The organism is Microbacter sp. GSS18 (assembly GCA_029319145.1).
GTDB lineage: Bacteria > Actinomycetota > Actinomycetes > Actinomycetales > Microbacteriaceae > Microbacterium.
In genome coordinates this window covers 3,449,059-3,474,464 of record CP119753.1, presented here as the reverse complement: position 1 = coordinate 3,474,464, position 25,406 = coordinate 3,449,059, and the positions used below count along the sequence as shown (strand labels likewise).

33 protein-coding genes are annotated in these 25,406 nt (G+C 67.7%); 12 read left to right on the top strand and 21 right to left on the bottom strand.

Going from position 1 to position 25,406, the window contains the following annotated elements; genetic code table 11:
- Nucleotides 1–20: 20 nt before the first annotated feature.
- The 5 genes from paaI to P0L94_16025 are packed head-to-tail and all read right to left on the bottom strand — an operon-like array spanning nucleotide 21 to nucleotide 5,468.
- Complete coding sequence (gene paaI / locus P0L94_16045; GenBank protein ID WES63966.1) at nucleotides 21–455, bottom strand: hydroxyphenylacetyl-CoA thioesterase PaaI; 435 nt, start codon at nucleotides 453–455, stop codon at nucleotides 21–23.
- Nucleotides 452–2,557, bottom strand: coding sequence for a phenylacetic acid degradation bifunctional protein PaaZ (paaZ, locus tag P0L94_16040; protein WES63965.1), 2,106 nt, complete (start codon nucleotides 2,555–2,557; stop codon nucleotides 452–454). The genes paaI and paaZ overlap by 4 nt, the downstream gene beginning before the upstream one ends.
- Before the next feature lies 1 nt (nucleotide 2,558).
- Nucleotides 2,559–3,410, bottom strand: coding sequence for a 3-hydroxyacyl-CoA dehydrogenase family protein (locus P0L94_16035; GenBank protein ID WES63964.1), 852 nt, complete (start codon nucleotides 3,408–3,410; stop codon nucleotides 2,559–2,561).
- Nucleotides 3,407–4,147 carry an enoyl-CoA hydratase/isomerase family protein gene (locus tag P0L94_16030; GenBank protein ID WES63963.1) on the bottom strand — a complete coding sequence of 247 codons (741 nt, stop codon included), beginning with the start codon at nucleotides 4,145–4,147 and terminating at the stop codon, nucleotides 3,407–3,409. Before P0L94_16030 ends, P0L94_16035 begins: the two co-directional genes overlap by 4 nt.
- Nucleotides 4,140–5,468 (bottom strand): acetyl-CoA C-acyltransferase, encoded by a 1,329-nt coding sequence (locus P0L94_16025; GenBank protein ID WES66333.1) that lies wholly within the window; start codon nucleotides 5,466–5,468, stop codon nucleotides 4,140–4,142. Before P0L94_16025 ends, P0L94_16030 begins: the two co-directional genes overlap by 8 nt.
- Between P0L94_16025 and P0L94_16020 the strand changes: the two genes are divergently transcribed.
- The gene (locus P0L94_16020; GenBank protein WES63962.1) at nucleotides 5,467–6,108 is read left to right on the top strand and encodes a TetR/AcrR family transcriptional regulator; all 642 of its coding nucleotides are present in this window, start codon (nucleotides 5,467–5,469) and stop codon (nucleotides 6,106–6,108) included. The two genes, P0L94_16025 and P0L94_16020, sit on opposite strands and share 2 nt — an antisense overlap.
- Nucleotides 6,105–6,503 (top strand): PaaI family thioesterase, encoded by a 399-nt coding sequence (locus P0L94_16015; GenBank protein WES63961.1) that lies wholly within the window; start codon nucleotides 6,105–6,107, stop codon nucleotides 6,501–6,503. The genes P0L94_16020 and P0L94_16015 overlap by 4 nt, the downstream gene beginning before the upstream one ends.
- Nucleotides 6,504–6,873: 370 nt before the next feature.
- Here P0L94_16015 and P0L94_16010 read toward each other — a convergent pair whose 3' ends face one another.
- A complete protein-coding gene (locus tag P0L94_16010) occupies nucleotides 6,874–7,065 on the bottom strand; it encodes a hypothetical protein (protein ID WES63960.1) in 192 nt (63 codons plus the stop codon).
- Nucleotides 7,066–7,173: 108 nt separating this feature from the next.
- Nucleotides 7,174–7,617, bottom strand: coding sequence for a hypothetical protein (locus P0L94_16005; protein ID WES63959.1), 444 nt, complete (start codon nucleotides 7,615–7,617; stop codon nucleotides 7,174–7,176).
- Nucleotides 7,618–7,922: 305 nt separating this feature from the next.
- Between P0L94_16005 and P0L94_16000 the strand changes: the two genes are divergently transcribed.
- Nucleotides 7,923–8,432, top strand: coding sequence for a DUF1990 domain-containing protein (locus P0L94_16000; protein WES63958.1), 510 nt, complete (start codon nucleotides 7,923–7,925; stop codon nucleotides 8,430–8,432).
- A gap of 96 nt (nucleotides 8,433–8,528) precedes the next feature.
- On the opposite strand, the gene P0L94_15995 is transcribed toward P0L94_16000, so the two are convergent.
- The 10 genes from P0L94_15995 to P0L94_15950 all read right to left on the bottom strand — a co-directional run bounded on the left by P0L94_15995 (nucleotide 8,529) and on the right by P0L94_15950 (nucleotide 16,196).
- On the bottom strand, nucleotides 8,529–8,882 hold the full coding sequence (locus P0L94_15995; protein ID WES63957.1) for a hypothetical protein: 354 nt from the start codon (nucleotides 8,880–8,882) through the stop codon (nucleotides 8,529–8,531).
- 324 nt (nucleotides 8,883–9,206) lie between these two features.
- Nucleotides 9,207–9,644: a hypothetical protein gene (locus P0L94_15990; protein WES63956.1), complete on the bottom strand. Its 438-nt coding sequence runs from the start codon at nucleotides 9,642–9,644 to the stop codon at nucleotides 9,207–9,209.
- A 122-nt stretch (nucleotides 9,645–9,766) separates the two neighbouring features.
- A complete protein-coding gene (locus P0L94_15985) occupies nucleotides 9,767–10,582 on the bottom strand; it encodes a hypothetical protein (GenBank protein WES63955.1) in 816 nt (271 codons plus the stop codon).
- Nucleotides 10,579–10,815, bottom strand: a complete 237-nt coding sequence (locus P0L94_15980; GenBank protein WES63954.1) for a helix-turn-helix transcriptional regulator — start codon at nucleotides 10,813–10,815, stop codon at nucleotides 10,579–10,581. The genes P0L94_15985 and P0L94_15980 overlap by 4 nt, the downstream gene beginning before the upstream one ends.
- The gene (locus P0L94_15975) at nucleotides 10,815–11,270 is read right to left on the bottom strand and encodes a DUF2975 domain-containing protein (protein ID WES63953.1); all 456 of its coding nucleotides are present in this window, start codon (nucleotides 11,268–11,270) and stop codon (nucleotides 10,815–10,817) included. Before P0L94_15975 ends, P0L94_15980 begins: the two co-directional genes overlap by 1 nt.
- Before the next feature lie 238 nt (nucleotides 11,271–11,508).
- The gene (locus tag P0L94_15970; GenBank protein ID WES63952.1) at nucleotides 11,509–12,711 is read right to left on the bottom strand and encodes a hypothetical protein; all 1,203 of its coding nucleotides are present in this window, start codon (nucleotides 12,709–12,711) and stop codon (nucleotides 11,509–11,511) included.
- Nucleotides 12,712–12,970: 259 nt separating this feature from the next.
- Entirely contained in the window at nucleotides 12,971–13,408 is a 438-nt protein-coding gene (locus tag P0L94_15965; protein WES63951.1) for a hypothetical protein, read from the bottom strand.
- Between the two features lie 87 nt (nucleotides 13,409–13,495).
- Nucleotides 13,496–13,939, bottom strand: coding sequence for a hypothetical protein (locus P0L94_15960; protein ID WES63950.1), 444 nt, complete (start codon nucleotides 13,937–13,939; stop codon nucleotides 13,496–13,498).
- A 256-nt stretch (nucleotides 13,940–14,195) separates the two neighbouring features.
- On the bottom strand, nucleotides 14,196–14,879 hold the full coding sequence (locus tag P0L94_15955; protein ID WES63949.1) for a response regulator transcription factor: 684 nt from the start codon (nucleotides 14,877–14,879) through the stop codon (nucleotides 14,196–14,198).
- 9 nt (nucleotides 14,880–14,888) lie between these two features.
- Nucleotides 14,889–16,196 (bottom strand): histidine kinase, encoded by a 1,308-nt coding sequence (locus P0L94_15950; GenBank protein ID WES63948.1) that lies wholly within the window; start codon nucleotides 16,194–16,196, stop codon nucleotides 14,889–14,891.
- A gap of 197 nt (nucleotides 16,197–16,393) precedes the next feature.
- Here P0L94_15950 and P0L94_15945 point away from each other — a divergent pair, with 197 nt between their 5' ends.
- The gene (locus tag P0L94_15945; GenBank protein ID WES63947.1) at nucleotides 16,394–17,023 is read left to right on the top strand and encodes a hypothetical protein; all 630 of its coding nucleotides are present in this window, start codon (nucleotides 16,394–16,396) and stop codon (nucleotides 17,021–17,023) included.
- Complete coding sequence (locus P0L94_15940; protein WES63946.1) at nucleotides 17,020–17,688, top strand: DUF4166 domain-containing protein; 669 nt, start codon at nucleotides 17,020–17,022, stop codon at nucleotides 17,686–17,688. The genes P0L94_15945 and P0L94_15940 overlap by 4 nt, the downstream gene beginning before the upstream one ends.
- A gap of 108 nt (nucleotides 17,689–17,796) precedes the next feature.
- Here P0L94_15940 and P0L94_15935 read toward each other — a convergent pair whose 3' ends face one another.
- Nucleotides 17,797–18,330 (bottom strand): hypothetical protein, encoded by a 534-nt coding sequence (locus P0L94_15935; GenBank protein WES63945.1) that lies wholly within the window; start codon nucleotides 18,328–18,330, stop codon nucleotides 17,797–17,799.
- A gap of 150 nt (nucleotides 18,331–18,480) precedes the next feature.
- On the opposite strand from P0L94_15935, the gene P0L94_15930 reads away from it, so the two are divergent.
- The 3 genes from P0L94_15930 (at nucleotide 18,481) to P0L94_15920 (ending at nucleotide 20,131) form a co-directional block, all read left to right on the top strand.
- Nucleotides 18,481–18,744, top strand: coding sequence for a hypothetical protein (locus tag P0L94_15930; GenBank protein ID WES63944.1), 264 nt, complete (start codon nucleotides 18,481–18,483; stop codon nucleotides 18,742–18,744).
- Between the two features lie 144 nt (nucleotides 18,745–18,888).
- Nucleotides 18,889–19,296 carry a hypothetical protein gene (locus P0L94_15925; protein WES63943.1) on the top strand — a complete coding sequence of 136 codons (408 nt, stop codon included), beginning with the start codon at nucleotides 18,889–18,891 and terminating at the stop codon, nucleotides 19,294–19,296.
- A 199-nt stretch (nucleotides 19,297–19,495) separates the two neighbouring features.
- On the top strand, nucleotides 19,496–20,131 hold the full coding sequence (locus P0L94_15920; protein WES63942.1) for a hypothetical protein: 636 nt from the start codon (nucleotides 19,496–19,498) through the stop codon (nucleotides 20,129–20,131).
- Nucleotides 20,132–20,252: 121 nt separating this feature from the next.
- Here the strand turns inward: P0L94_15920 and P0L94_15915 are convergent, their stop codons facing one another.
- Entirely contained in the window at nucleotides 20,253–20,651 is a 399-nt protein-coding gene (locus P0L94_15915; protein ID WES63941.1) for a hypothetical protein, read from the bottom strand.
- Nucleotides 20,652–20,774: 123 nt separating this feature from the next.
- Between P0L94_15915 and P0L94_15910 the strand changes: the two genes are divergently transcribed.
- The gene (locus P0L94_15910; GenBank protein WES63940.1) at nucleotides 20,775–21,374 is read left to right on the top strand and encodes an RNA polymerase sigma factor; all 600 of its coding nucleotides are present in this window, start codon (nucleotides 20,775–20,777) and stop codon (nucleotides 21,372–21,374) included.
- Nucleotides 21,337–22,518 (top strand): hypothetical protein, encoded by a 1,182-nt coding sequence (locus P0L94_15905; protein WES63939.1) that lies wholly within the window; start codon nucleotides 21,337–21,339, stop codon nucleotides 22,516–22,518. Before P0L94_15910 ends, P0L94_15905 begins: the two co-directional genes overlap by 38 nt.
- A gap of 263 nt (nucleotides 22,519–22,781) precedes the next feature.
- On the opposite strand, the gene P0L94_15900 is transcribed toward P0L94_15905, so the two are convergent.
- Together P0L94_15900 and P0L94_15895 are read right to left on the bottom strand one after the other, a co-directional pair.
- On the bottom strand, nucleotides 22,782–23,273 hold the full coding sequence (locus P0L94_15900; GenBank protein ID WES63938.1) for a hypothetical protein: 492 nt from the start codon (nucleotides 23,271–23,273) through the stop codon (nucleotides 22,782–22,784).
- A 79-nt stretch (nucleotides 23,274–23,352) separates the two neighbouring features.
- A complete protein-coding gene (locus tag P0L94_15895) occupies nucleotides 23,353–23,670 on the bottom strand; it encodes a helix-turn-helix domain-containing protein (GenBank protein WES63937.1) in 318 nt (105 codons plus the stop codon).
- Nucleotides 23,671–24,052: 382 nt separating this feature from the next.
- Here P0L94_15895 and P0L94_15890 point away from each other — a divergent pair, with 382 nt between their 5' ends.
- Together P0L94_15890 and P0L94_15885 are read left to right on the top strand one after the other, a co-directional pair.
- Entirely contained in the window at nucleotides 24,053–24,784 is a 732-nt protein-coding gene (locus P0L94_15890; protein WES63936.1) for a hypothetical protein, read from the top strand.
- Nucleotide 24,785: 1 nt separating this feature from the next.
- The gene (locus P0L94_15885; GenBank protein WES63935.1) at nucleotides 24,786–25,400 is read left to right on the top strand and encodes a M23 family metallopeptidase; all 615 of its coding nucleotides are present in this window, start codon (nucleotides 24,786–24,788) and stop codon (nucleotides 25,398–25,400) included.
- Nucleotides 25,401–25,406: the final 6 nt, after the last annotated feature.

The following is a 25,406-nucleotide window of genomic DNA, read 5'->3' as shown; positions in this document are numbered from 1 at the left end:
AGAACGCTCGGTCAGTAAGTCTATCGAGGCGCTTCCGACGACACAACGGCGGGCTCCGTCGGCGGTCGGCGATCGGTGGTCAGCGAGCGGCCTCGGACCTCGGCCACCACGTCGCCGGCGTCGTCGGTCACGGTGATGTCGTACAGGCCGCTGCGGCCACGGCGAACGCGGCGGACCGCGTGGGCCGTCAGCGTCTGCCCCGCCGTCGTCGACTTGAGGAAGGCGACGTCGGCACCGCCGGCCACCGTGACCCGGTCGTCCTCGTTGCACGCGATCGCGAAGGCCGTGTCGGCGAGCGCGAAGACCAGCCCGCCGTGGGTGATGTGGAACCCGTTCGTCATGTCCTCGCGGACGGCCATCGACACGACGGCTTCGCCCGGAACGTCCCGCTCCACCACCATGCCGAGCATGTGCGATGCCCTGTCGCGCTGCACCATGGGCCGCTGCGTGGTCACGCCGGCACCTGTGCGCGGCTCGGCGCCGACGCGGAAGCGCCGCCCGGCGTCCACGCCTTCGCGACGAGCGTGAGCACGTCGTACTCCGCCACGACCTCGTCGCGGTTGTTGCGGATGACGGCATCCCAGCGCACTTCGCCGTACTCGTCGGTCTCACGGGGCGTGATCTGCTTCGCGGTGAGGGCGACGCGGATGCGGTCGCCCGGTGACACCGGAGTGACGAACCGGAGGTTCTCCAGGCCGTAATTGGCGAGGACGGGGCCCGGGTCAGGGTCGACGAAGAGCCCCGCCGCCCACGACACCAGCAGGTAGCCGTGGGCGACCCGCCCCGGGAAGAACGGGTTGGCGGCGGCTGCCTCTTCGTCCATGTGCGCGTAGAAGGTGTCGCCGGTGAAGTGCGCGAACGTCTCGATGTCGTCGAGCGTCACTTCGCGCTCGGCGGACTCGACGCGATCGCCGATCCGCAGATCGGCGAGCGGCTTGCGGAACGGGTGCACGCCGCTCGCATCGGCGTCCGCGCCCGGATGCCACACGCCGGTGAGAGCGGTGAGCATGCGCGGCGACCCCTGGACGGCGGTGCGCTGCATGCAGTGGAGCACCGCACGGATTCCGCCCAGCTCCTCGCCCCCGCCCGCGCGGCCGGGGCCACCGTGGACGAGGTGGGGAACGGGGGACCCGTGGCCCGTCGAGGTGCGGGCGTCGTCACGGTCGAGGAAGAGCACTCGGCCGTTGTATGCGCCGATGCGCGTGAGCAGGTCCACCGCGATGTCGGGATCGTGCGTCGCAACACTCGTGACGAGCGACCCGCCGCCACGGCCGACGAGATCGGCGGCTTCAGTGACCGACGAGTAGGTGATCAGGCTCGTGACCGGGCCGAACGCCTCGATCTCGTGGACGGGCGCCGCCGACGCGTCATCGAACCGGACCACGATCGGCGAGAGGAAGGCGCCGTCCGGCGCCGGTCCGGCGCTGCCGTCGGCGCGCACGACCTCGGGGGCATCGGTCGAGCCGACCACGACGCGGCCCCCCGCCGCCTCGAGCACTCCGACCTGGCGCAGCACCTCGTCGCGCTGCGCGAGCGAGACGAGGGGCCCCATCGTGACACCCTCGGCATGCGGGTCGCCGACGACGACGCGCTCGCCGATCTTCTCGGCGAGCGCCTCCGCGACGGCATCCGCCGCCTCGGCCGGCACGATCGCCCGCCGGATGGCGGTGCACTTCTGACCGGCCTTCGTCGTGAGCTCAATCAGGAGCTGCCGGATGTAGGCGTCGAACTCGGGGGTTCCCGGCCGGGCGTCAGGACCGAGGACCGAGGCGTTGATCGAGTCGGTCTCGCTCGTGAAGCGCACGCCGGGCTTCGCCTGCGCGCGGAGCCGCTCGGCTGTCGAGGCACTTCCCGTGAACCCCACCGCGTCGCCGAGGTCCAGCAGGTCGAAGAGCCCCGGAACGCTCCCGCTGACCAGCTGGAGCGCACCCTCGGGCAGGAGCCCGGTCTCGTCGAGCATCCGCACCCACGCCTCGGCGATGTAGGCGGTCGGGGTCGCCGGTTTCACCAGCGTCGGGACGCCGGCGAGGAACGCGGGCGCGAACTTCTCCAGCGCCCCCCAGACGGGGAAGTTGAAGGCGTTGATCTGCACCGCGAGGCCGGGCAGGCGCGTGTACACGTGGCGCCCGAGGAACGATCCGTCCTTGGACAGCGGCTCGGCCGGGCCGTCGAGGACGACCTGGCCGTTCGGCAGCTCACGCCGGCCCTTCGACGAGTAGGTGAAGAGCACGCCGATGCCGCCGTCGACGTCGCTCAGGGAGTCACGACGGGTTGCGCCGGCGCGCAGCGACAGCTCGTAGAGCTCCTCCTTGCGGGCGGAGAGCGCCTGGGCGAACTGCTTGAGCAGCACAGCCCGCTGGTGGAAGGTGAGGGCGCCGAGACGGCGCTGGCCGGCGTCCCGCGCGAACGCGAGAGCGCCGGCGAGGTCGATGCCGCGCGTGCTCACGCTCGTCACGGGTTCACCCGTGGACGCGTCTCGCACGACGACGGCGTCGGGGTCGGATTCCGGGGACCACCACGTTCCCTGCAGGTAGCTCTCGAGGATCATGTCGCTCATCTCAGTCACTCCATTCGTAGAATCCCCGGCCGGTCTTCCGGCCGAGATGTCCATCCGCCACCAGCTGTCGCAGGAGCTCCGGCGGCGCGAACCGTTCTCCCAGCTCCGCGGCCAGCTCCTCGGCGATGCCCAGGCGCACATCGAGGCCGACGAGGTCCGTCGTGCGCAGTGGCCCCATCGGATGCCGATACCCCAGTTCCATCGCCGCGTCGATGTCCACCGCCGAGGCGACACCCTCCTCGAGCATCCGGATCGCCTCGAGCCCGAGCATCACCCCGAGCCTGCTCGAGGCGAAGCCCGGAGAGTCGCGGACGACCACCGGCGTCTTGCCGATGTCCGACACCCAGCCGCGTGCTGCCTCGGCGACGCTCTCGTCGGTGTCGGGCCCGACCACGACCTCGACCAGCGACGAGGCAGGAACCGGATTGAAGAAGTGCAGCCCGAGGAATCGACCCGGGCGCCGCAGCGATCCGGCGAGCGCGCCGATCGAGATCGACGAGGTGTTCGAAGCGAGAACGGCATCCGGGCCGATGACGCTCTCGATGCGGGCCAGGGCATCTTCCTTGAGCGGCCGGTCCTCGGGAACCGCCTCGACGACGAGACCGGCTGGCGCGAAGTCGGATGCGTCAATCCCTGCCGTCAACGCGCCGGCGAGGTCATCGACTGACCGCGGGATGACGCCCTTCTGGGCGGAGCGGTGCAGACTCTGCTCCACACGCCTCCGCGCCGCCTCCGCGGCGGCGGCGTCGCGCTCGACGACGTGAACGCGGGCACCTGCCAGCAGGAACGCGTGCGCGATGCCGGCACCCATGCGGCCGCCGCCGAGGACGCCGACGGTCTCGGGAAGGCTCACCTGGTCTTCTTCCTCTCCAGGAACGCCGTCATGCGGCGATGCTTCTCATCGCTCTCGAACAGCTCGGCCTGCAGCTCGAGCTCGATCGCCGGATGCGCATCCGTCGGGGCTCGCAGCGCCGTCTTGGTCAGCTCGGTCGCGCGCGCACCGTTCGCGGTGATGCGGTCGACCAGCGCATCCGCTGCGGCCATGAGCTCGTCGGGTTCGTGCACCGATGTCAGCAGGCCCCAGTCCAGTGCCTCCTCCGCGCCGAGCACCCGGCCGGTCAGGAGCAGCTCGGTCGCGCGCGCGTGGCCGACGATCTCGGGCAGCCGCCAGGTCGCACCGGCGGCGGCGATGATGCCGAGTCCCGTCTCGGGGTTCCCGATCTTCACGCGCGTCGTCCCGATGCGGATGTCGGCGGCGTACGCGAGTTCGGCACCGCCGCCGAGAGCGTAGCCGTCGACCGCGGCGATCACCGGCATCGGCAGCGCGCGGATGCGGCGGAAAACCGTGGTGTTGATGCCGCGGCGGGCGTCGGATGCGTTGCGCTGCCGAAGCTGTGCGATATCGGCGCCCGAAGCGAAGACCCCGCCCGCTCCGGTGATCACGAGCACACGGGGACGATCCTCGAGTCGCGCGCACAGTCCATGCAGTTCGTCGACGGTGTCCTGATCGATCGCGTTGCGCACGTCGGGACGGTCCAGCATCGCTACGACCCGGTCGTCGCGCTCTTCGACGCGCACGCTCTCAGCCATCGATCCGCTCCACGATCATGGCGGTTCCCTGGCCGACGCCGACGCACATCGTGGCCAGCCCGAATCTCGTGCGCTCGCGCTCCAGGCGACCGAGAAGGGTGACCAGCAGGCGGCTGCCGCTCGACCCCAGAGGATGCCCGAGCGCGATCGCGCCGCCGTCGGCATTCACGATCTCGTGGTCGAGCCCGAGGCGGCGGATGGAAGCGATGGACTGCGTCGCGAATGCCTCGTTCAGCTCGACGGCACCGAGATCTCCCACCTGCAGTCCGGCCTTCTCGAGAGCCTTGCGCGTCGCCGGGACCGGGCCGAGCCCCATGATCTCGGGAGCCAGCGCCGCCGAGGCAGCGGACACGATCCGGGCACGCGGGCGCAGCCCATGCCGCTCCACCGCGGCGGCGCTCGCCACGACGAGTGCCGAGGCGCCGTCATTGAGCGAGCTGGAGTTCCCGGCCGTGACGACCGATCCGCCGGCGACGACCGGACGAAGCTTCGCGAGGGCGCCGATCGAGGTCTCTCGCCGTGGGCCCTCGTCCGTGTCCACCACGGCGCCACGCGCGGTGGGGACCGGCACGATCTCCGGAGCCAGGCGCCCCGCATCGATGGCGGCTATGGCGCGCATGTGACTGCGCAGCGCGAACTCGTCGGCATCCTCGCGCGTTATGCCGTCGACTCGACCTACCTCCTCCGCGGTCTCCGGCATCGAGAACGTCGCCTTGTCACGCGCCGCCATCGCGGGATTCGTGAACCGCCATCCGATCGATGTGTCGTAGGCATCCCCGGGTTTCGCCCAGGCGCGGGATGGCTTGGCCTGCACCCACGGTGCGCGCGTCATCGACTCGACGCCACCGGCGACGATCACATCCATGTCGCCTGCCCGCACCGCGTTGGCGGCGAGAGCGACCGCCGACATACCGGATGCGCACAGCCGGTTCACCGTCAGACCCGGCACGTCGTCGGGGAGGCCGGCAAGGAGAACGGCCATGCGCGCGACGTTGCGGTTGTCTTCTCCCGCCTGGTTGGCCGCACCCAGATACACCTCGTCGATCGCCCCCGGCTCGACGGCGGCGCGCTCCACCGCCGCCCGCACGACCATGGCGGCCAGGTCGTCCGGACGGACATCCGCGAGCGCGCCGCCGTAGCGCCCGACAGGCGTGCGAACTCCCCCGACAAGGTATGCCTCGGACATCGTCGTCCTCTCGAACGCGCGACTTCGCGCTTTTCCGACCGATCGGTCAGTAATAATGCCAGACGACGCGCCCGTCGGGCAAGCCCGGCGGACACGACCGGTTCGGACGGACGGGCGGTGGGAGACTGGCGGCATGGCACTCACCGATTCCCCGTCGCCGCCGGCGCGGAGAGGCAGGCCGGGCTACGACCGCGATCAGGTCCTCTCGGTCGCCGTTCGGGTGTTCAATCAACGCGGCTACGACGCGACATCGATCTCGGATCTCGCCGGCGAGCTGGGGGTGACCAAGTCGGCCGTCTATCACCACTTCGAATCCAAGTCGGCCATCCTCGCCGTCGCTCTGGACGACGCGCTGGGTGCGCTCGAGTCGGCGCTCGACGAGGCGGTCACCCGCAACACGCAGGCATCCGACCAACTGCGGAGCATCGTTCGCGGCGCCGTCGAGGTGCTCATCGCCAAGCTTCCCTCCGTCACGCTGCTCCTGCGCGTGCGTGGCAACAGCGATGTCGAGACGGCCGCGCTCGCACGCCGACGAGCCTTCGATCAGCGCGTGACCACAATCGTTCGGGACGCTCAGACCGAAGGGCTCGTGCGGGGCGACATCGACGCCGCCGTCGCCACCCGCCTGGTCTTCGGCATGATCAACTCGCTCGTCGAGTGGTACCGTCCCGACGGCACGGTCGACCCCGACGAGCTCGCCGAGGATGTCCTGCGCGTCACACTCGATGGCCTGCAAGCCGCGCCGCCCTCGGAAGGAGCAGCAGTCACGACATGACTTCCCCTGTTTGGCGCATCGAGCCAGGCGCACTGGACGAGAAGCTCGGCATCACCGTCGAGGAGCAGTCGGCCGAACGCGTGGTGGCGACCATGCCGGTCAGCGGCAACACCCAGTCCCTCGGCAGACTCCACGGCGGCGCGAGCGCGGCCCTCGCCGAGGCCGTGGGATCCTGGTCTGCCCTCATCCATGCCAGCTCGATGGGCAAGGTCTGCGTGGGCGTCGACCTGAACATCACCCACCACCGGGGGACGCGGGGAACCCTCATCCGAGCGACGTCGACCGCGCTTCACCTCGGCAAGCGCACCGCTACGCACGAGATCCGCATCGAGGACGACCTCGAGGCGCACCTCGCCACAGCGCGCATCACCAATCTGATCATCGATCCGGAGTGAGATCGGCGATCGTCGCTCACCCAGCCTGCGATGGGCGGCTCCACCGCCGGTCTCCCAGCCTCCGATGACACTCGGCCGCGGGCAATTCCCGGAAATGGAAAAACCCCCGATAAACGGGGGTTTTTCTGGCGGTGACGGTGGGATTTGAACCCATAGCCGATCGCATTTCGTCGATGTGCGGGACCGGGTCTTCGTTGATCTTCCGCGGAATTCGACCTTTCGTCGATGTGCCCGTTTGACCCAGGTTCGCCACGATTGTTCTCACGGTTTACTCGGCGATCAGCCGGTTAATGAGGTCTCTTAGCTCCGCTGTCGAGTCCTTGGGCGAGCGTACCTCGGCACTCCTGCGTGCGATCTGCTCGACTGGGGATCAGGGGACGTAGTGGGGAGTTGCGATGAGCTGACCGCCGGACAACATCAGCGTCACGACCAGTCCGACGATCGAAGCGACGAACACTGCCGCTACGCCGAGCCAGAATCCGCGCCGGCGATCGTAGCGGCCCTGGACGCCGACCGCGCAAAGGATCAGCAGACCCGCCACTTGCGCGATCATCAGAGGCACGACGCCGAAGAAGAGCGTTGTGCCAGCCGTGGTCGTGCCGGAAGCGACCGCCGAGACCGATCGCAGGCAAAGTCAGCCCAGGACGTCCGCTGATGAGGCCTACCCTTCTCAGTCCGTTCCGATGCGGTAGACGTTCTCGGATAGCGCCGTGGCGTCGTCGGGCGGTGTCGCACTGTCAGGAATTGCGAGGTAGTTCCCGCCTGGGGCGTTCTCGTCGACCCTCACCCCGCCAGCGGAGGTATCGCAACTCGTAGTCGCCGTGTTCGATCCATTCGCCGATGCGAAGAGGATGAGGCAGACCGAATCGGGTTCGGAGCCGGACGCGATCCATATGGACCAGTCGCCGTCGGTGGTCACGAAACGGATCGTGTCGGGGTCCACCATGTCCGATGGTTGCGTCTCAGCGGGCAGCGCATCCTGGTCGGTTGATGCGCGGTCGAGGTCCGAGTAGCCCGTGCTCTGAGCCGCGCATCCGGCGAGCGTGAACGCCACCGCACCGAGAAGAAGCGGGCGCAGAACGGTGCTGAGCCGCAGTTTGTCCGAGCGCGTCATCTACTCCAGTTCCTCCTGGACTTCGTAGCTTTTCGCTTCTCCTGCGTCCAACGGTCTACTGGACAAGGAGGAGCGCGTGAGAGTGAGACTGCCGGATCTCCCGCGCCGACCCCAACTGAACACGCCGGACCGAGAGCACCCGAAGAAAGTCGCACGCTCGCCGGTCCGTGTGCGCGCGGAGTTGGGCGTGAGTTCTGTCGTGTCCGACCGCTCCAGTGCGAACGCGTCCCGAAACGCCGACGACGATACGCACGCAACCCGCACCTCCGCGGGCGACAGGAGAGACATCGATGGGAGCATCAGGTGTGGTCGACATCGGATCTGGTTCTCTCACGCAGGTCAGCGAAGTTGCCTGGCGAGAGCGGCCTGCCGGGTACCGCGCGTGGGAACGGTCCACCGACATCGGCGCTGGAGAGCAACTCTGGGACTGGGCCACGCTTGAGGTGCTCCGGTGGGGCGTCAAGACCCGCAGCGGCTTCACCGTCACCCCTGATCGGCGAGTCTCGCCTGGTGATCGTCCCGTCATCACCGCCCATCCCTTCGGGCTGTCGATTCGAGAACCAGTAGAGGTGGTCGACGTCATCGAAACCGACACTCGAGTCGGTTTCGCCTCCCGGACACTTCCGCAGCATCCTGTCTCCGGAGAAGAGGCGTTCATCATCGAACGCGCTGGCGACAAGGTCACGCTCACCATCCGCTCTCTCACCCGCGCGAGCGAGACCTGGCGGTGGCGGGTTGTCTACCCGCTCCTGCTCGCGGCGCAAGTGTTCGCCCGCCGCCGATACCTGCACGCCCTCCTCGATGCCGCGCAGTAACCGGTCGGACTGCGGGCATCGCGCGATGGTGGTAGGTCCTGAACGGGCGGTAGCGCGTTCGGTGGCGGTGGGCTGTGCGTGCGTCGCGACCGCTCCTCAGCGCTGGGGAGGGATCGTGAAGCCCTCGGGTAGGGCGTTGTCGTAAACGACGCCGTTCTGATCGCCAACGCTGAGGATGGTGTGTGCGTCGAGGTTGAGCGTGTCGCCGGCGTAGAGGGCATCTCCGTCTCGGCGAACGTAGTTGACCCAGAAGAGCCATTGCTCTCCGACGCAGAACCGCGCACCGATGACCGAGATGACGTCGTTCTGGGCAACTGTGTACGCGACGGGGACGTTCGCGGCGTCGAGGATCGCGTCGCCTGCGGCGTGGGGCATGGGTCCGCGGTCGATGGGCGTGATGAGGGTTACGCCACCAAGTTGCTCAACCTCGGATTCGTCGTCGACGGGCACGGCGGGATCGACGTCATCGCAGGGTCCCGGGTCATCCGCTGGCAGCGCGTCGGGCGTCGGAGTCCGTGAGGCCGTGGGCGCCGCAGGCGATGGCTGGGCAGGGAGTGTTGTGGTGGCGTCGGATGTCTGTGGTGTGGCCGTGCACGCGACCAGGGTCGTCGCCAGGACCCCTACGATCGCGAGATGCAACCACCGTCGAATGCGCACGCGTCGGACACTACCGTGTGGTGGCGCCGGATCAGCGCGACCTGCGTTCGCATTGAGCTGTAGGGGCATTCGTGGCGGCGGGGTGATCGAGGGGACGGTGTGTCTGCGCCGTGATCCTCAGTTCGCGAACCAACCTTCGTTGCTTAGAGTGGCGCTGGTGGGGTGATCGCCGACGTTGGGCGGGCAGTCCAGCGATGTCGAGGTCACGTCGTGTTCGCCGACCGTGTAGATGCGGCAGGCTCGGCCATAGTATGGACGGTTCCAGGCGCCCGAGAACGACTTGTCTTCCCAGTAGGAGAAGACGACGACCGGGAACCTTGCGCCTTGGCGCTCGCCAACGCTGAGGGACTCGTACGAGCCGGGTACGGACGCGCCAGCGACAGACCGCAGCCACACACTGACGCGCTCGGCGCGACCGCTGACCGCGGGATCAGGGGCGTCCGCGACGGCGTTCAATGTCACGAGCAGGTAATCGTCCGCGAAGCCCGCCGCCACACGATCCGCTGGTCGCGGGATGTCGGCGCCGGGTTCGTTGCCCCGTCCGACGACGAACAAGATGACCCCTAATGCCAAGACAGCAGGGCAGAGGGCGACAAGCCTCCGCTTCAAGGTCGCCGCACGTGGCGGCGAATCCGCCTCCCCCGCGTCCCGACCGGCGCGGCGGCTCTCACTTGTCGTCACCGGTCTGCCATCGCGCACGCACTGGCGATGCCCATGTGGATGTACCCGTCGATCGTGGTCTTGTCGCGGATGCTCATCCGTTCCAGCGGGAGGGTTGTGCTGTAGCGGACGTCTTCCTGCATGGCACGGTCGGGGAGGTATCCGGCGCGGTCCCACGCCCCGAGGATCGATGCGAGGGAGCCCGCGTTGTCACCTGTGGTGAGGGTCAGCGCGGCCCAGAGCTTCGCGCCCTGCTCGTCGCACGCGGTGGCACGGATCTCGATGTCGTCGATGATGATCGGGTCGCCGTTCTCGCCGACGACGGGCGGCACCGCGGCGTTGAGGGTGGCTTCCAGCATCCGGGTCATCTCGTCCCGCGCATCCTGCAAGGTGATCGGTTCCGGTTCCGGCTCCGCCGGGGGTTGCGGTTCGATCGCGACGGTGTTGCCGACGGCGGCGATGGCACGGTTCGCGAGGGCGTCGAACTCCGTCTTCGCATAGATGACCCCGATCTGCGCGGCGGCGAGGAGGATGCCGCAGAGCCCGCCGATGATGATCCACACCGTTCGCCTGAGAAGCGCCGCACCGACAGCGACGGCGCACGCGACGATCAGCGCCACGGCGAGGATCGCGGAGAGGGTGAGCAGGTTGCCGGCCGATTGGGCGATCTCGTCGATCCACCCCGCGGCGGTGGTCGGCTCGTTGTAAGTCGTGTCGCCGGTCAGCGCGGCGAACAGCAGGGCGCCGCCGCATAGCGCGAGTGTGACGCCGACCGCTGCGACTGCGGCGAGGACGTTCAGGATCTGCAGCGTGATCCGGACCGCGCGGTTCACGCGGTGGTGTCCGCTCGTGCGTCGGCGCTGTCGGGCACCCAGCGGAGGATGTCGCCCGGCTGGCACTCGAGAACCCGGCAGATCGCGTCGAGGGTCGAGAATCGCACCGCCTTCGCGCGGCCGTTCTTGAGCACCGAGACGTTGACCGGTGTGATGTCGATCGCTGCGGCGAGTTCCGACACGCTCATCTTCTTCTTCGCCAGTTCGACATCGAGGTCGATCACGATGGGCATCACACCACCTCGGCCATCTCCTGCCGCAGCAGCGTCGCCTGCCGCAGCAGCCCCCGCATCACCACGACCACCAGCGCCAACCCGGCGACGGTGATCAGCGCGATGATGCCGGTGATCAGGATGAACGGGCTTCCCGCCTGGGCACGATCGATGACGACCATGCCCGCCACGATCAGGACTCCGGCGATCACGACGGTCGCGATGATCGCGTCCACCCACCGGAACGCGGCAGCGTCGAAGATGCTCTCCCGCGCGGCGAGCGTGAGCAGCCGCCACACGCACACCAGCACCACCTGCACGCACAGCAGCAACGCACCGACCATTAGCACGCCGGGCAGCTCGAGCGCCGCGAACTCCGGCGCCGCCGCCGCGAACCCCGCGGCTATCTGCGGCACCACCCACAGCTGGCAGGCAGCAACAGCGGCGAACAACAGCACGATCAGAGCCTTCGTCACCAGAATCACTACACCGCGCATCCGCCAACCCATCGTTCAACAATCGGTATCTATCGAAAAACGATAGCATCGATGCGCGCACGCAAGACGAAGGGTGGGGGACCAGCCGTGGCGCCGACATCTCCCCAACCAACCATCGCCGCCACCACTGCTGCGAACGGCCTCATGGTGCACGAATCCGGGTCCTCAACCGCTCCTCTCTGGTCGGAGCCAACCAGGTGGCCGCGGGAGCGGACCCTCAATCCCACAGGTGGGTGGGGTTGGTGAGCCGCCACCATCCGGTGGGTGGTTGGATTCCGCCGTCGATGCGGACGTCGGCGGTCGTCGTGTGGGGGCCTGCGGTCCAGGTGATCGTTCCGACGGCCTCGCCGTCGGTGTAGGTGTCGGGAGTTCCGAGGTCCATGGTCATGGTGATGGGCGTGTCAGACCAGGTGTAGATCGATGCGGGGGCGTCGATCACCATGGTGGCGGTGGAGCCCCATGCCGTGGCGATCGTGCCGACCTCCTGCCGGGCTTTCGCGAGCGGGACGGTCTGGAATCCGTAGATGATGCCGTCGAGCAGGAGCTTCACGTCGCGGGCCACGCCCTCGCGGGTGGCGCCGCCGAGTCGGACCCCGAAGACGCGGAGGGGCTCGCCGATGCCGACGTCGATGGCTGCGGTGAACAGCAGACTGTAGGTGCCCTGCCCGAGGTTCCCGGTCTTGAGCCCGTTGATGCCCTGGCTGCCGAGCAAGTTGTTGGTGTTTACCATCGGGCCCGGGCCAGGTAGCGTCAGCGCCCTTGTCGAGGTGATCTGCGCGATCGCGGGGTTCGCGGCGGCGAGCTTCGCGATCGCGATGAGGTCGGCGGGCGTGCTCGTGTTGCGGGGATCGATCCCGGTCGGCTCGTAGATGGTGGTGTCCGTCAGGCCGTGCTCGTCCAGCCAGATCCGCGTCGCCTGGAGGAACGCCCACTGCGACCCGAACGCCCAGGTCGAGATCGCTTCGGCGTAGTTGCTCGCGGACGGGATGAGCATTGTGGCGAGCGCGTCGTGCAGAGACATCGAACTACCCGTCGGCATCGCGGCGATCGTCGCGCCCATCACGTAGTACTTGTCGTACAGATCGTGGGCCGCCTTGGTGAAGGTGATCGTCGGGCCGGGGTCGTCCGCTCCTGTCAGCGGGTGCGCGTCGAGGATGACCAGCGCGGTGATCAGCTTGCTGATGCTCGCGATCGGACGTGGCTCGCCGCTGCCGCTGGTGACCCACATCCCCTCGGCCTCCGGGCCGAAGTACTCCTCGCCTCCTGACACGCTGAGCGCGGCCGCGCCGTCCGTAGGGAGCATGAACGGCGCCGGGTTCATCGCCGGTACTCGCGGCTCCTGCGACGTGATGACCGGCTCCGGCAGCGGCGCCGTCAGCGCCCAGCCGACATAGCCGCCGGTTCCTGCGAGCAGCGCCACGACAACGATCGCGGTGACGATCCATGCCCGGCGTCGGCTGGCCCGCCGTTGCGGGGAGACCATCCGGCGGGCAGGGGTGCCGGCTCGTAGGAGCCGCGCATCAGCTCGTCGAGATCAGCAAACTCGTCCGTCGTCGATTCCGGCGTCACGGCATCCCTCTCATAGGCCGATCCTCATCATCCCTGCAGCGTGCGCCATTCGGTTCCCGATGCAGCGCTCAGTCGCGTTGACAGTCGCAGTCGCCCCCCGCACGCCATCGTCATGGCGTGATGATGTCTGCGGAGTCTCGGAGGTACACCAGTCGTATCTCGACGCCGTCCTGCACCGGTCTGCTGTACACCCAGACGGGACGCCAATCCAATGGGCTCGGACCGATCTGGGTCGGTTGCTCGGACAGCCCCATGTCCTCAATGAGCTGATGAGCCTTCTGGCCGTCTGCCGGTCGAACCTTTACATAGGTGGTGGCACGGTACGGCTGGCGGTCGATATGGGGTTCACCCACGATCGTTGCGTCCGCAGGCACGGTGATCAGCCATGCCGGCGGTGCGACGTCTTTCGCGGTGGCCACACCGAGCAGCTGCACGAGCACGTAACCGCCGAGGATGATTAGCGCGATCGTCCATGCGATGACACGCCGGTCTTTGCCACTAAGCGGTCGCGGCGCGTCGTCGATACCGGCGTCACGTCCCTCCACCATCGTGCTCTCCTCGCCATCGAATGTGTTCCGACCGAGCCACCACCATCCCTCGTCGCTGAGATCGGGTGGCTGAACTCGGACTGCGCGTCAGCCCTGCCCGGGTGCCCCGTACGTCGCGCCGTCGGGAAGGGGCGGGCAGACGGCGGATTCGGTCTGAGCGGCGATCTCCGCTCTTACGGCAACGCCATCACTTCTCCTCAGGATCGTATAGACGATGCCCTCCTGCGAATCCGGGGCCGGAAGGTAGCCGACGGTCGTCGAGTCAATGGCAGGGTCGTCCGCGACAGGCGCGAACGCCGTCGTGACGAGGTCGGCGGTCGGATGCTCGATCAGCCAGTTGGCCGTCTCGCTCACCGTCGCGCCGGGGATCGTCCAGTACGCGCGGAGCTCTTCCACGGGACCGCACGGCCAGCCGGTGTAGGAGTAGAAGCCACTGATCGCCGTATCGGAACGAACGGAGCCCGGCGGGAGGGTGGCGGCGTCGAGCCACGCCTGTGCTTGTTCCCGGGCCGCAGCGACCTCGCTGTCCACTGGCTCCTCGAACGTCGGCGAGGGGGTGGATTCGCTGCTTGAGTCGGGCGCAGCCGGCCCCGCTCCAGCCACGGGAGTCGCACAGCTGGTCAGGGCGAAGGCGAGGACTACTGGGCCGAGTGCGAGAGCTGGGCGAAAGCGCATAGCGACACCGTAAGGTCAGGAACTGCTTCGACGCGGCGGTCTCACCCCTCGAGAGCGCCGGACTCCGGCTTGCGCGCGGCAGGTTCGTGAGATCTCCGCTCGTGAAAATCGCTCAAATGAGTGAGTCCGCGTCGCGGTCGAGGTGATTTCGAGCCCCCCAGAGCGCGAGCTGGGTGCGATCGTCAAGGCCGAGCTTTTTCAAGGCCGACTGCATCTGCGAGCGGACGGTATGCACGGACAGCCGGAGTCGTTCAGCGATCTGCTCGTTGCTGGTGGTGCCGCTGGAGAGCACGGCGACGACTCGACACTCGGCCGCCGACAGGCGCATGACCATCTCGGGATCGGCTGCGCCACGTCGGGCGAACTCGCGCACCAGCGGGGTGCTGACGCGCTGCGACATGTGCGCCTCGCCACGTGTCGCAGCGTGAATCGCCGCGAGAAGCTGGTCCGAGTCGTGGCTCTTGAGGAGGTAGCCGATCGCCCCCGCGTCGAGGGCGTCCGTGACGTACCCATCGATCGCGTAGCTCGTCATCACGATGACAGCGACGGGCGGCCCGCTCATCGACCTCGTGAGTTCGCGCGTGGCGTCGATTCCACTCATCCCGGGCATCTGCAGATCCATGAGCACCACGTCGGCTCGTTCGCGACGCGCGACCGTAACAGCGTCCGACCCGCTGGAGACCTCGCCGAGGACATGGATGCCGCGCGCTGCCTCCAGTTGAAGGCGCAGGCCTTTGCGTACAGAGCGATTGTCGTCGGCGATCAGCACGCGGATGGGGTGGGCGCTGGCGGTCATGACGTGCTCTCAGTCGGTGGTCGCAATGGGGATACCGAACCGCACGATCCAGCCGCCGTCCGGTGTCGCTCCGAAGACGAGTGTGCCCCGCAGCAGGTCGATTCGGTCTCGGATTCCGCTGAGTCCCCAGCCGAGGCCCAGCCCGGAGACGGCCGGCGTCGCCGAAGACGTGGATCCGTTGGCGATCAGCACGCTGAGGCGGTCGGCTGCCGCTGTGATCTCGACGTCGACCCTCGCGCCGGGAGCGTGCTTGGCGGCGTTGGTGATCGCTTCCTGCGCGCACCGGTACGCGGTCGCGGAGACCACTGTGGGGAGTTCCTCGACGGGTCCCGTCGCGGCGAGGGTGATGTTCATCCCGCGCTTCCGCCAGAACTCGATGAGTTCGCCTGCCTGCCGCAGATCACGGGTCAGCTCCCGTGGCTCCGTTCCCACCGCCCGGAGGTCTGCGAGAGCGCCTGCGAGGCTCGCGGCCGCGAAGCGACCCTCGTTGCGGACTTCCTCGACAAGGAGCAACGCGTCACCGGGGCGGTCGGGAGCGATCGCCAGCGCGGCGTCGGCGAGCGTGATCAGGCCGGCGAGATGCTGCCCCGCGACATCGTGCAACTCCTGCGCGATTCGTGTGCGCTCTCGCTGCTGCGCCTCCTCGACACGCCATTCTTGCTCCAGCTTGGCGGACTCAGCCTCCGCACGGGCGACGGCAACGCGACGCATCTGCACACCCCACCACGCGCCGAGCGCGGTGCCGGCGGTCGCGGGCACAGCCAACTGAATCCCCTCCGCCGTCACGAAGCCGACCACCGTCGCAAGGGGCAGCCCTGTCGTCGAGACCCAGAGAGACAGCGCGCCCAGGGTGACAACCACAACCCCCGCCAGCCACGCGATCGAAACGGCAAGGGGCCTTCGCGTCGCGAGCAGGAACAACGCCAACGCGATAACGAGATACATGCCGATCAGCCATCTCGGTACCGACAGCCCGACCGCGAGCCCAATGTAGACAGCGGTCACGATGACGACGGTGGCCTCGGGCGACCGGTCGCTCAACAGGATCGAGGCAGCCTGAACAGCGCACCCAAGCAGGAGCAGCGACAACAGCACCGGAGGCGGGAAGATGAGTGTCCACTCCACCCCACCTTGGATGAGCGCTGCGAGCGGTTGCACAAGAACCTGAACCGTCAAAGTCACGAACACTGTGACCGCGACACTCACCGCGGATCGCGGCGTACTCAGAACCCCGGCATGTCCCGCCCGAGGTTCAGCCCAGCGGGTGGCGGAGGCCACGTCAAACGGCCGGGCGGCGGCAGGTGCAGAAGCAGTCACGCCCACGACCCTAATTGGCCGGTCCCGGACCGCGTTGAACGAGTCGCGCGCAGGCCGGTCGATCTGCGGGCTTTGCGCGTGAAGGGGCCGTCGGGTACAAGGGTTGCGGCACTCGATTGAGGAGCCGGTTGCGAGCGGTCGGGGGTCAGGCCGGGTCGACACGCGGTCAGGCCAGTGGGGTGCCGTAGGTTCGTTCTGTGCGAAGTCGGGCCATCTACGTCGAGGCTTCGATCCGTGCCGACGTGGATGCCGTGTGGGATGCCACGCAGGACCCTGCCCAGCACGTGCGCTGGGATGTGCGGTTCTCGAGCATCTCGCCCGTCGGGGTGACCGCGGCTGGCGCCTCGACGTTCACCTATGAACGGCGTGTCCCGTTCCACACCGTGCGGGGAAGCGGGATCAGCCTGGGCGAGAAGACCGGTCTCGACGGGGCACGGACCTCGGCGTTGCGGTTCCAGACGGAGGATCGACTGTCTCCCATCGCCGCCGGTCGCGGCTACTGGCGGTACGTCGCCGCTGGGCAGCGGGCCACGGTCTTTGTCACGGGCTACGACTACACCCCGGGGTGGGGTGTGCTGGACGTGGTCGTGCGCCCGCTGCTCGGGTGGGCGACGGCGTGGAGCTTCGACCGGTTGCGGATCTGGTTGGAGACCGGTGTCCCGCCCGAGCGTTGGCCGCTGCGGAGCGTGTTCTGGTGGTGGCGGCCGGACCGTCCGCGTGCCGCCCGTTGTCTGCGAGGACCGCGGGGGAGATCCCGGCGCGACGACCATCTCGCCGACGCGCCACCCTCCCTGGCGGCCCTGCCAGACCCGGAGGTGATCCGGTGACATCGATCTTCGAGGTGGCGCTCGGGGCTGATTTCGATCGGCTGCACCCCATGATGCGACGACGGTTCAGCGTGGGGCTGGACTCCGGTGAAGCATGCGTCGGGCGCGGGGTGATGACCAGCATCCGGCGCGGGCCGTGGTGGACGATCCCGTTCCTCCAGATCGGCCGCCTGCGCAACATCCTCATCCCCGACACCGGCACCGACGTGGCGTTCGTGATCGAGAACTTCCCGTACCGCGATCCGCTCGGTCGGGAGACCGTCACGTTCGTGCGCGAGTACACCATCGGAGCGAAGCACCACCGGTTCGACGCCACCATGATCCTCGACGACGGCCGGATCGTCGACTACCTCGGCACCCACCAGCACCTTGCCGTCGACCTCGACCTGCGCGTCGACGACCGTGGAGGGCTCGTTCTCACCTCGGACGCGCAACGCTTCTACGAAGGCCCCTTCGGCTTCCGCTTCCCCATGCTGTTCAGCGGCCGCGCCCGCCTCCACGAGTACTACGACGACAGCGACCAGTCCTTCCACATCGACCTCGAGGTCCATAACCGCCGCTTCGGGTTCCTCTTCGGCTACCGCGGCACCTTCCAGGCAGAATGGATACCCGCCACCGACGCACCCGCCCGGCTCAAGCCCCACCGTCACGAAGCCAGAACCTGACATCAGGCGCTCGCTGCCCGGTCGCTCAGCGAAACGATCGGTGAGGCCCTAAGCGGACCACGCGCGGTCTCGGGGACGCGGGCGATGCCTGCCGAGGGCGAGCCGGCCTCACGTTCCGATCCGCTCGATCCGGCTCGCATCGGGCTCGACTCTCTTCCGCCACAGGGCGGGCCGGGACTCCGCCAGGACCGCCCCCGTGTCCACGAAGGTCCACCCTGATCGCGGGTGACGGCCATTCCAGTCGTCTCGACGCACGACGCGACCGGCCTGCGCTCGTATCCAGTTCGCTGCAGTCGCCGCCATCTCCTCCGGCGTGGCATCCGGCTCGGGCTTCGACGCGTGCAAATTGCCGTCGATAGGGCCCCAATCGTTGAAGCGGGTGTCGTCGCCCCACTCACAGTCCACCGCCAGCCCGTCGGGCGTCTCGAGGAACAGAATCCAGAGCCACCGCAGAGGTGCGGAGAGGTGCGGAAGTTCGACGCCGACGAACGGTTTCGGAACCGGCACGCTCGTTGACAACCCGGCGTCGAGCCCGAGTTCGGTCCAATCCATCGCGAGCTGGCGAAGGCGAGCAAGGAACCGCCCGCCGGCAGTCGTGCCTGCGAGCGCATCAGGGAACCAATCGTCTGGGGCATCACTCACTCAGCCATTCTGGATGAGGCGCCACGCAGCCGTGACCGAGCACGGCCAACGGGGCAACGGACTCGACGTCGGAGCCCGATCACCGGTCGGTGAACGGTCGCGAGACGGCAGCGCATCCGCGGTCACGCGCCGATGCGCTAGCTTCTGGTTGTGAACGCGAAGCAGCACCGCACTGCTGTCATCCTGATTGGCGCGCTGCTCACTGCGTTCCTTGCCTCCCTGTTGCTCGCTCCGCTGGTTTCGGTCCGTGGTTGCGCAGCCTCCGAGGACTCGCTCGACCCGCTGTGTAAGGACTTTTCGCCGCAGTCGGTGTTCGGGTTCGATACGAATATCTGGGTCTGGGCGGCATCATTGATCGCGATCGCAGTCGCCGCCGGATGGCTGATCTGGCGATCCGATCGACCAGGTAGATAGACGCGTCGGCGAGGTTGTCGGCGCTCAACCCATGAATCCGATCACGGTCGGCGGGTGAGCACCCATGGGTTTGAGAACGCGGCCGCTGACCCGATGGTCGCCGAAAGAACGAGCGTGGACGAGACAGCGTGCGATACTCGCCACGTGAACCGCCTCGCCGCTGTCCCGCTCACCTTGGCGACTATCTCCCTGCTCGTCGTCGGGTGCTCTGGCGAGAGTCCCGTTCAGCAAGCAGGCGGAGTCACGGCGATGGTGGCTCAGGAGCGATCAGACGCTGGGATGGCTGCGCAGATCTCAGGAACACTGACGACTACTGACTCGGGATGCTTGGCCGTAGCGATCGAGGATGTCACCTACCCCTTGCAGTTCCCTTTTGGGACTCGGCTCAGCGACGATGGTGCTGAAGTGGTGGTTCCGGGATTGTCCCCGCTTCACGTCGGCGACCATATCGAGGGTGGCGGAGGATACATCCACCTCACCGACGTCCCTGATGAGTGCATCGCGGACAACGAGTACGCCGAGTACGCGATCTGGCAGAGTCTGAGCGGCTAGAAGCAGCGCCGTGGGTCCATAGGACTTCCCCGGTCCACGGCATGCGGTGCCGAACTCACGCGGCGTAGGCGATCGTTCGACTGACGGTCGGTCTTCGTGCGTTGCACGCAGCGCGAAGGTCGCGGGCGGGCTCTATCGGCTTCGGTCGGGGTCCCACGCCGGGCTCCGAGTGCGCGCGGCGGATCGATAGTCTGGGCCGGTGCGGCAGGTGACGAGGACGTGGATCGCGGGTGGCACGGGATTGCTCTTGTGCGGGGTGATCGGGATGCTCCGCACGAGTCTTATGGGCACGCCCGGCGCACAGTTCCTCAATGTGGCGGGGGACGCGTTCTACGCGGCTGGCGTGCTGGTTCTGGCGATCGGCCTGGTGCGTGAAGCGAGCCTCGTTACACGACGGCCGCTCGGAGTGCTGGCGATGGCCGTGGTCGCGGTGTGGCCGCTCCTTACGGGTCTGGCAACGGTACCGCTGGGCATGGTCGAGCCAGAGGGGTATGGCGCCGCGTGGACGGTGTTCGGGTACGTCGGCCTGGTCGTCCCGGCGGCCGCAGGGCTGATCGCTGCCTTGCAGATCTCGCGTGCTGGCGTTGTGGCCCCGCCGTGGAAGTGGGCGCCACTGTGGGTCCTTGGTCTGTACGCACTCGCGTGGTCGGTCCCGCAGCTGGTGATCGCGTCGATCGGTGGCGCGGACGCGCAGCTATACGTGGGCTTGTTCGCGATGCTCAGCACTCTGGCATTCCTCGCGGGGACTCTCGGCCTCGGCACGCTGGCTCTCCTGCTCGCCGCGCGACACCGACCCGCGAGCGTCGATGTGTTCCGATCCACCCCCGAGACCTAGGCAGTCGCCCCCGGTTGCTGCGAGCAGCGGGTCGTACCTCGAGCCGGCCCGCTGTGTGCGCGTGGAAATCGATAGTTGCATTCCCGCAGGCGAACGCCGTGTGCGGTGCGGGTCGTGAGGGTCAACCCTCGGTGACGAGGGTTGACCATGCGATGTCGATCACGCATAGGCCCTCATCAGTCTCTCGGTAGAAGACATCACCCGGGAAGGTGGAACCGGGCGTCAGCCCCTTGGGCAGACCCTCGAGGTTGATGTTCCACTGCGGATCGAGCGGCACCTGCTCGTCCCAATAGTCAGCGAAGAAGTGCTCGGGCTCGCCTGCCGAGAGACCGACCCAATCGCTCGGTTCGCCGAGCTCCGCTACGGAGTCCGCGCAGACGAGATCAGTCGTATCGTCCTCCACCATGGCGTCGATGAGCTCCTCGGTCGTCTGGATCACGCGAGCGCCGTCCGCTCCCCAGATCACCGAGTCGATCGAGCAGCCAGTCAGCGCCACTGACAGCACCAGCGCGACGAACACGAACGCTGCGCCCCGAACACTACCCACGACACGAATCTAGCGATGGATGGACGTAACCCGGGCATCGCCGAGCACATCGGAAGTTGGCGTGAACTCGAGTGGCTGGATCGGACAATACCTAGTGTGACCACCCCTGACGGCGAGATCATCCGCCGCTCGCTTGAGCAGCCGGCGGCGTTCGCTGAGGTGTACGACCGGCATGAGCGAGTTGTCTTCCGTTACGCGGCCCGCCGGCTGGGCGCGTCCCTGGCGGACGACATTGCTTCGGAGACGTTCCTCGTTGCGTTCACCCGCCGCCGTGATTTCACGGGGGGCGGGGATGCGCGACCGTGGCTGCTCGGGATCGCGACGACCCTGATGCGCCAGCACGCACGGACGGAAGCGAGAGCGTGGCGGGGCATGCTCGCGTCGGATCTGGCCCGCGTCGACGTCGATGAGATCGACGCCGCGGACGCTCGCCTCGATGCGAAGCGCCTCGCGCGTCGTCTCGGCCGCGCACTCGCCCGCCTACCTACCGGCGACCGCGACACACTCCTGCTGTACACGTTCGGAGATCTCGACTACGAGGGCATCAGCCAAGCGCTGAACATCCCGGTCGGGACCGTCCGCTCACGACTGAACCGCGCCCGCCGCAAACTGCGCGCCGCAATCGAACTGACCACGAGCCAAGAGAAGGAACAGAGCCATGGACGAGATCTCGCTCCTGCGCCGAGCGCGGACTGACATCCCCGAGCGCACGCCGGCGAATGTTGCTCGCGGACGCGCCGAGCTGTTCGCCCAGATCGAAGCGGAAACACCGTACGCGCCGTTCGCGGCCCTCGGGAACGACACCTCGTTCACCCCGCAACCGTTGCGTCGACGTCGACGCCGCACCTTCGCGTGGACCGGATTCTCTGCCCTCGGGGCCACCGCCCTGACGGTCGCGCTCGTCAGCGGCAATCTGTTCGGGATCGGTGGGTGGCACGGCGGAGCCGATCCGGCCGCCGCCGACGTCCTCAACGCAGCCGCTCTCGCCGCCCTTGAAGTGAGCGACCCCCAGCTCGCGCCCGGGCAGTACCTTCGCGTGCGCACCGACGGGTCGCATCTGACGGAGAGACGGCTCGAGGAGGACGTGGACGCCGCCCGCGTGAACGGCGTCGTGGAGGACCTCGGAACGATTGAACCTCAGTACTACATGCAGGGAGAGCAGTACGAGGTGTTCTTGCCCGCGGATCGCAGTGACTCCTGGTGGTGGATCCAGTGTCGCGTAACGCTCGACCAGACCTTCGGTCCGGAATCCGAGCTGGCGGCACAGCAAGACCCTTCATTCACGGGCGAGGCCGCCGGCCACCTTCAAGAAGCGCCCGGCGGCCTCCGCAAGTACGACCTGCCCGACGGCGAATCCGCGATCGGCGGCCCGGTCGCCGAATACACAACGCTCGACGGCAGCAGCGACGACTACTCACAGCTTCCCTTGGAGCCCCGCGAGCTGCTCAACGAGATCTACCGATTCAACGGAGACTCAGGCCAGTCTCGCGACGGTCAAGCACTCGGCTGGATCATGGACACGCTGCGGATGGGCACCGTGCCCGCCGAGTACCGCGCCGCCATGTATCAAGCGGCCGCGCTGATCCCGGGCGTCACCATCACCGACAACCAAGCGACCCTGAACGGAACCACCGGCATCGCCTTCGGCCGTGATGAGGCGAACAGCAACGTTCGCGAAGAAATGATCATCGACCCCGCAACCGGGCAGTTCATCGGCGAGCGACGCATAGCGCTCGAAAGCTACGGTCCCCTAGCCGCTGGCAGCCCCCTCGGCTGGACAGCTGTGACGACCGAGATCGTGGATACCGCGCCGACCGACGTGTCCACCTGCAGCCAGTGACCGAGCCGCCCACCAAGCAGGAGTGCCCGAACCAGTGAGCTACATCGATCTCGCTATCCCTGCACTCCTCCTCCTCGCAAGCGTGACCGGCGCGATCCTCGCACTACGAGAAGCAATTCGATTCCGCGGGCGATAGCCGGTCGATCACGGGACGGGCGCGACTCGCGGAAGTCAGTACGCCTCGCTATCCACGGATTCGCATCGTATGACCCGCGCGTGGATGAGAACGCTCGGGGTTGGTCGTGCGCGCCGCGAGTCGAGGCTCATGCCCTCGTCGTGACGATTGTCTCTGTCGCGACGGCAAACAGAATTTCCAGCTCTCCTTTGGTCCGCATGAGCGCGAGCGCCCCGCGCGTCGGGACCCGGCCTGCGGGCAACCGGAGGGAAAGCCACAGCACCACATGGTCGCCCGGATTGAGCTCCGTCGCAGAACGCTCAACGACGACCGAACCTGCATAGCTCGCATTCCCCGCGCGCACCACTCCACGCGCACCGATCGCCGGCATCGGCGCCGGCTGCTTCGTCACGTTCGTAAGCAGGAACGTCACCTGCCAGTCCTGCTCGACCACCATGTCGTCGACGACGCGCACATCCTGGCACTCGAACCGGATCCCATCGATGACCGCGGGCATCCGACGCCGGCGCCGACGCGTTCGGACGACGATCGCGAGAGCTACAGCGGCGAGGACGACCGCTACGACGAGGACCAGCCAGAAGTTCGCTGCCACAAGCTGACCGAAGCTGATCTCGCCCATCGCGCTCACCTCGTCACCTGTTCAGTCCCGACCTAGTCTGCGCCGCTTCCCCGCACGGTACCGCGAACGGAAGACACCGTCAGACCTCTCCCAGCGCCTGCCCGAGCTGCAGATACAGCTCGGCGACGGCCTGCTGGTTGATCCGGTATCGCACGCGCTGCCCGCGCTCCCACTGCGAGAGGGGTGGGTCGGAGATGAGCAGCTCTGCGGCGAGCAGCTTCTCGAGCGCGTTGAAGACGGTCGGCGACGGCACGTCGAGGGCAGCGGCGATCTCAGCGCGCGTCTGGTTCGGATGCGCCCTCAGGTGTCCGATGATGCCGGCTCGGAGCCGGTTGCCGAACGCTTCGATGGGATCCTCCGCGCGATCGCTGTTCGCGGGGCGGGCGTATTTGGGCACGCCCCATTCTCTCGGACCTCGCCCTACCGCGTCCAGAGGACAGTATGAAAAAGTCCTTTACTCTTGCGAGTATAGCTATGTATCATGCAGTCATGTCAATGGCATCGAGGACTCAGACCGCAGCGGAACCCCGCCCCAGCTTCCTGCATGTCCCCCGAAATGCCGACATGCGTGCGGAAGTCGACTCGGTTAGGCTTCGCTCGCGACGTGGTACGTGCACGGTCCTCATGACTGTCGCGCCCGCTTTCTCATCTCGCTTTAATCTCCACCGAAATTCTTCGACATCGGCCGTCGGCCTGCGTAGGATCTCGCCACGGCGACGTGCGGTGGGGTCGCTACTGTCCCACTCGATCGCCATTCCGGCAAGCACGGAGGGTGGGCGATGATGGTGGATCGACGTCGGCGAACAGGCCTGGTGTGGGCGATCGTGGGCGGTGGCGTCCTGGTCATCGGAGTCGTCGCGCTCATCATCGGAAGCGTCCTCAACTCCCCGACGCCGGCACCGACGGCATCCGCCGCTCCCACCCCGACGGAGCCGAGTCCCGATCCGACCAGTCCGGACTCGACCGTGGTGGACCCGGGCGCATCGGATCAGGGCTGGGTGCCAGAGCCGATCACGACGGATGCCCAGGTGTACGTGCGCACCGCGCTCTCCGCGGCCGGCAGCTTCGACACCACGAAGTCGTCGTACGAGGAATGGATCGCGTACCTCGGCACCTGGTTCACCCCCGACATCCGGTACACAAGCGAGGAGGACCGGCAGGCGGAACTCGACGCGGCGAAGCTCGAGATGCGCCAGGGGGTGGTGCTGCCCGAGCAGGAGTGGGACTCGCTCGCGAGCGAAGACGGCCGCATGAGCTCGGTCACGACCGGCGAGGTCGTGTTCGTGCCCGTGCCGCAGGACGACAGCGGTGAGATGTCGATCGGCACCGCTGACGTCACCATCACGTTCACCCGCTCCGATGGCTCCGGCGGCGAGACCTCGTACGACGAGTCGACACGCGTGAGCGTGCAGGTGTTGTGCGGCCCGGACTCGGTCCCCGTGCCGGATTCGTCACAGCAGGCCGGGGACTGCAAGGTGGTCCGGTTCTTCACGGAGACAGTGGAGCCCTGACATGGGAGCCCCGATCGTCGCCCTCGCAGCCCTCAGAACGAGGGCCGGGCGCCGGGTCGCGATCGGGGCGGTGAGCGTGCTCGCGCTCCTTGTTGCGTTCGCGCTCACCCCGCTGATCGCGATCCCGTTCATCGTCGCGGGCAGTCAGGTCAGCGCGGCAGCGGTCGAGCCTGAGGCGGCACCGGCGGCGGTCGTGGGCGATTGGGCGTACCCCCTCGCGGGCAGCTACAACAAGGGCCGCGGGTTCGGATACAACCCGGTGATCGGATGCCCGTACTGCTCGACGAATCACATGGGCTACGACATGGCGCAGGGATGCGGCAGCACGATCTACGCCGCCGGCCCGGGCGAGGTGATCACCGCCGGCTCGTATCAGGGCTACGGGAACACCGTCCGCATCGACCACGGCGACGGGCTCGTCTCGCTCTACGGCCACATGGAGTGGGGATCGCTGCGCGTCTCTGCCGGTCAGTCGATCACCGCGGGCATACCCGTGGGTGCCGAGGGCAATACGGGCCGCTCGTTCGGCTGCCACCTCCACTTCGAACTGCAGCGCCACGGCGTCCCCATCGACCCCCAACCGTTCATGGCCGCGCACGGCCTTCCCCTCGTGTGAACCACC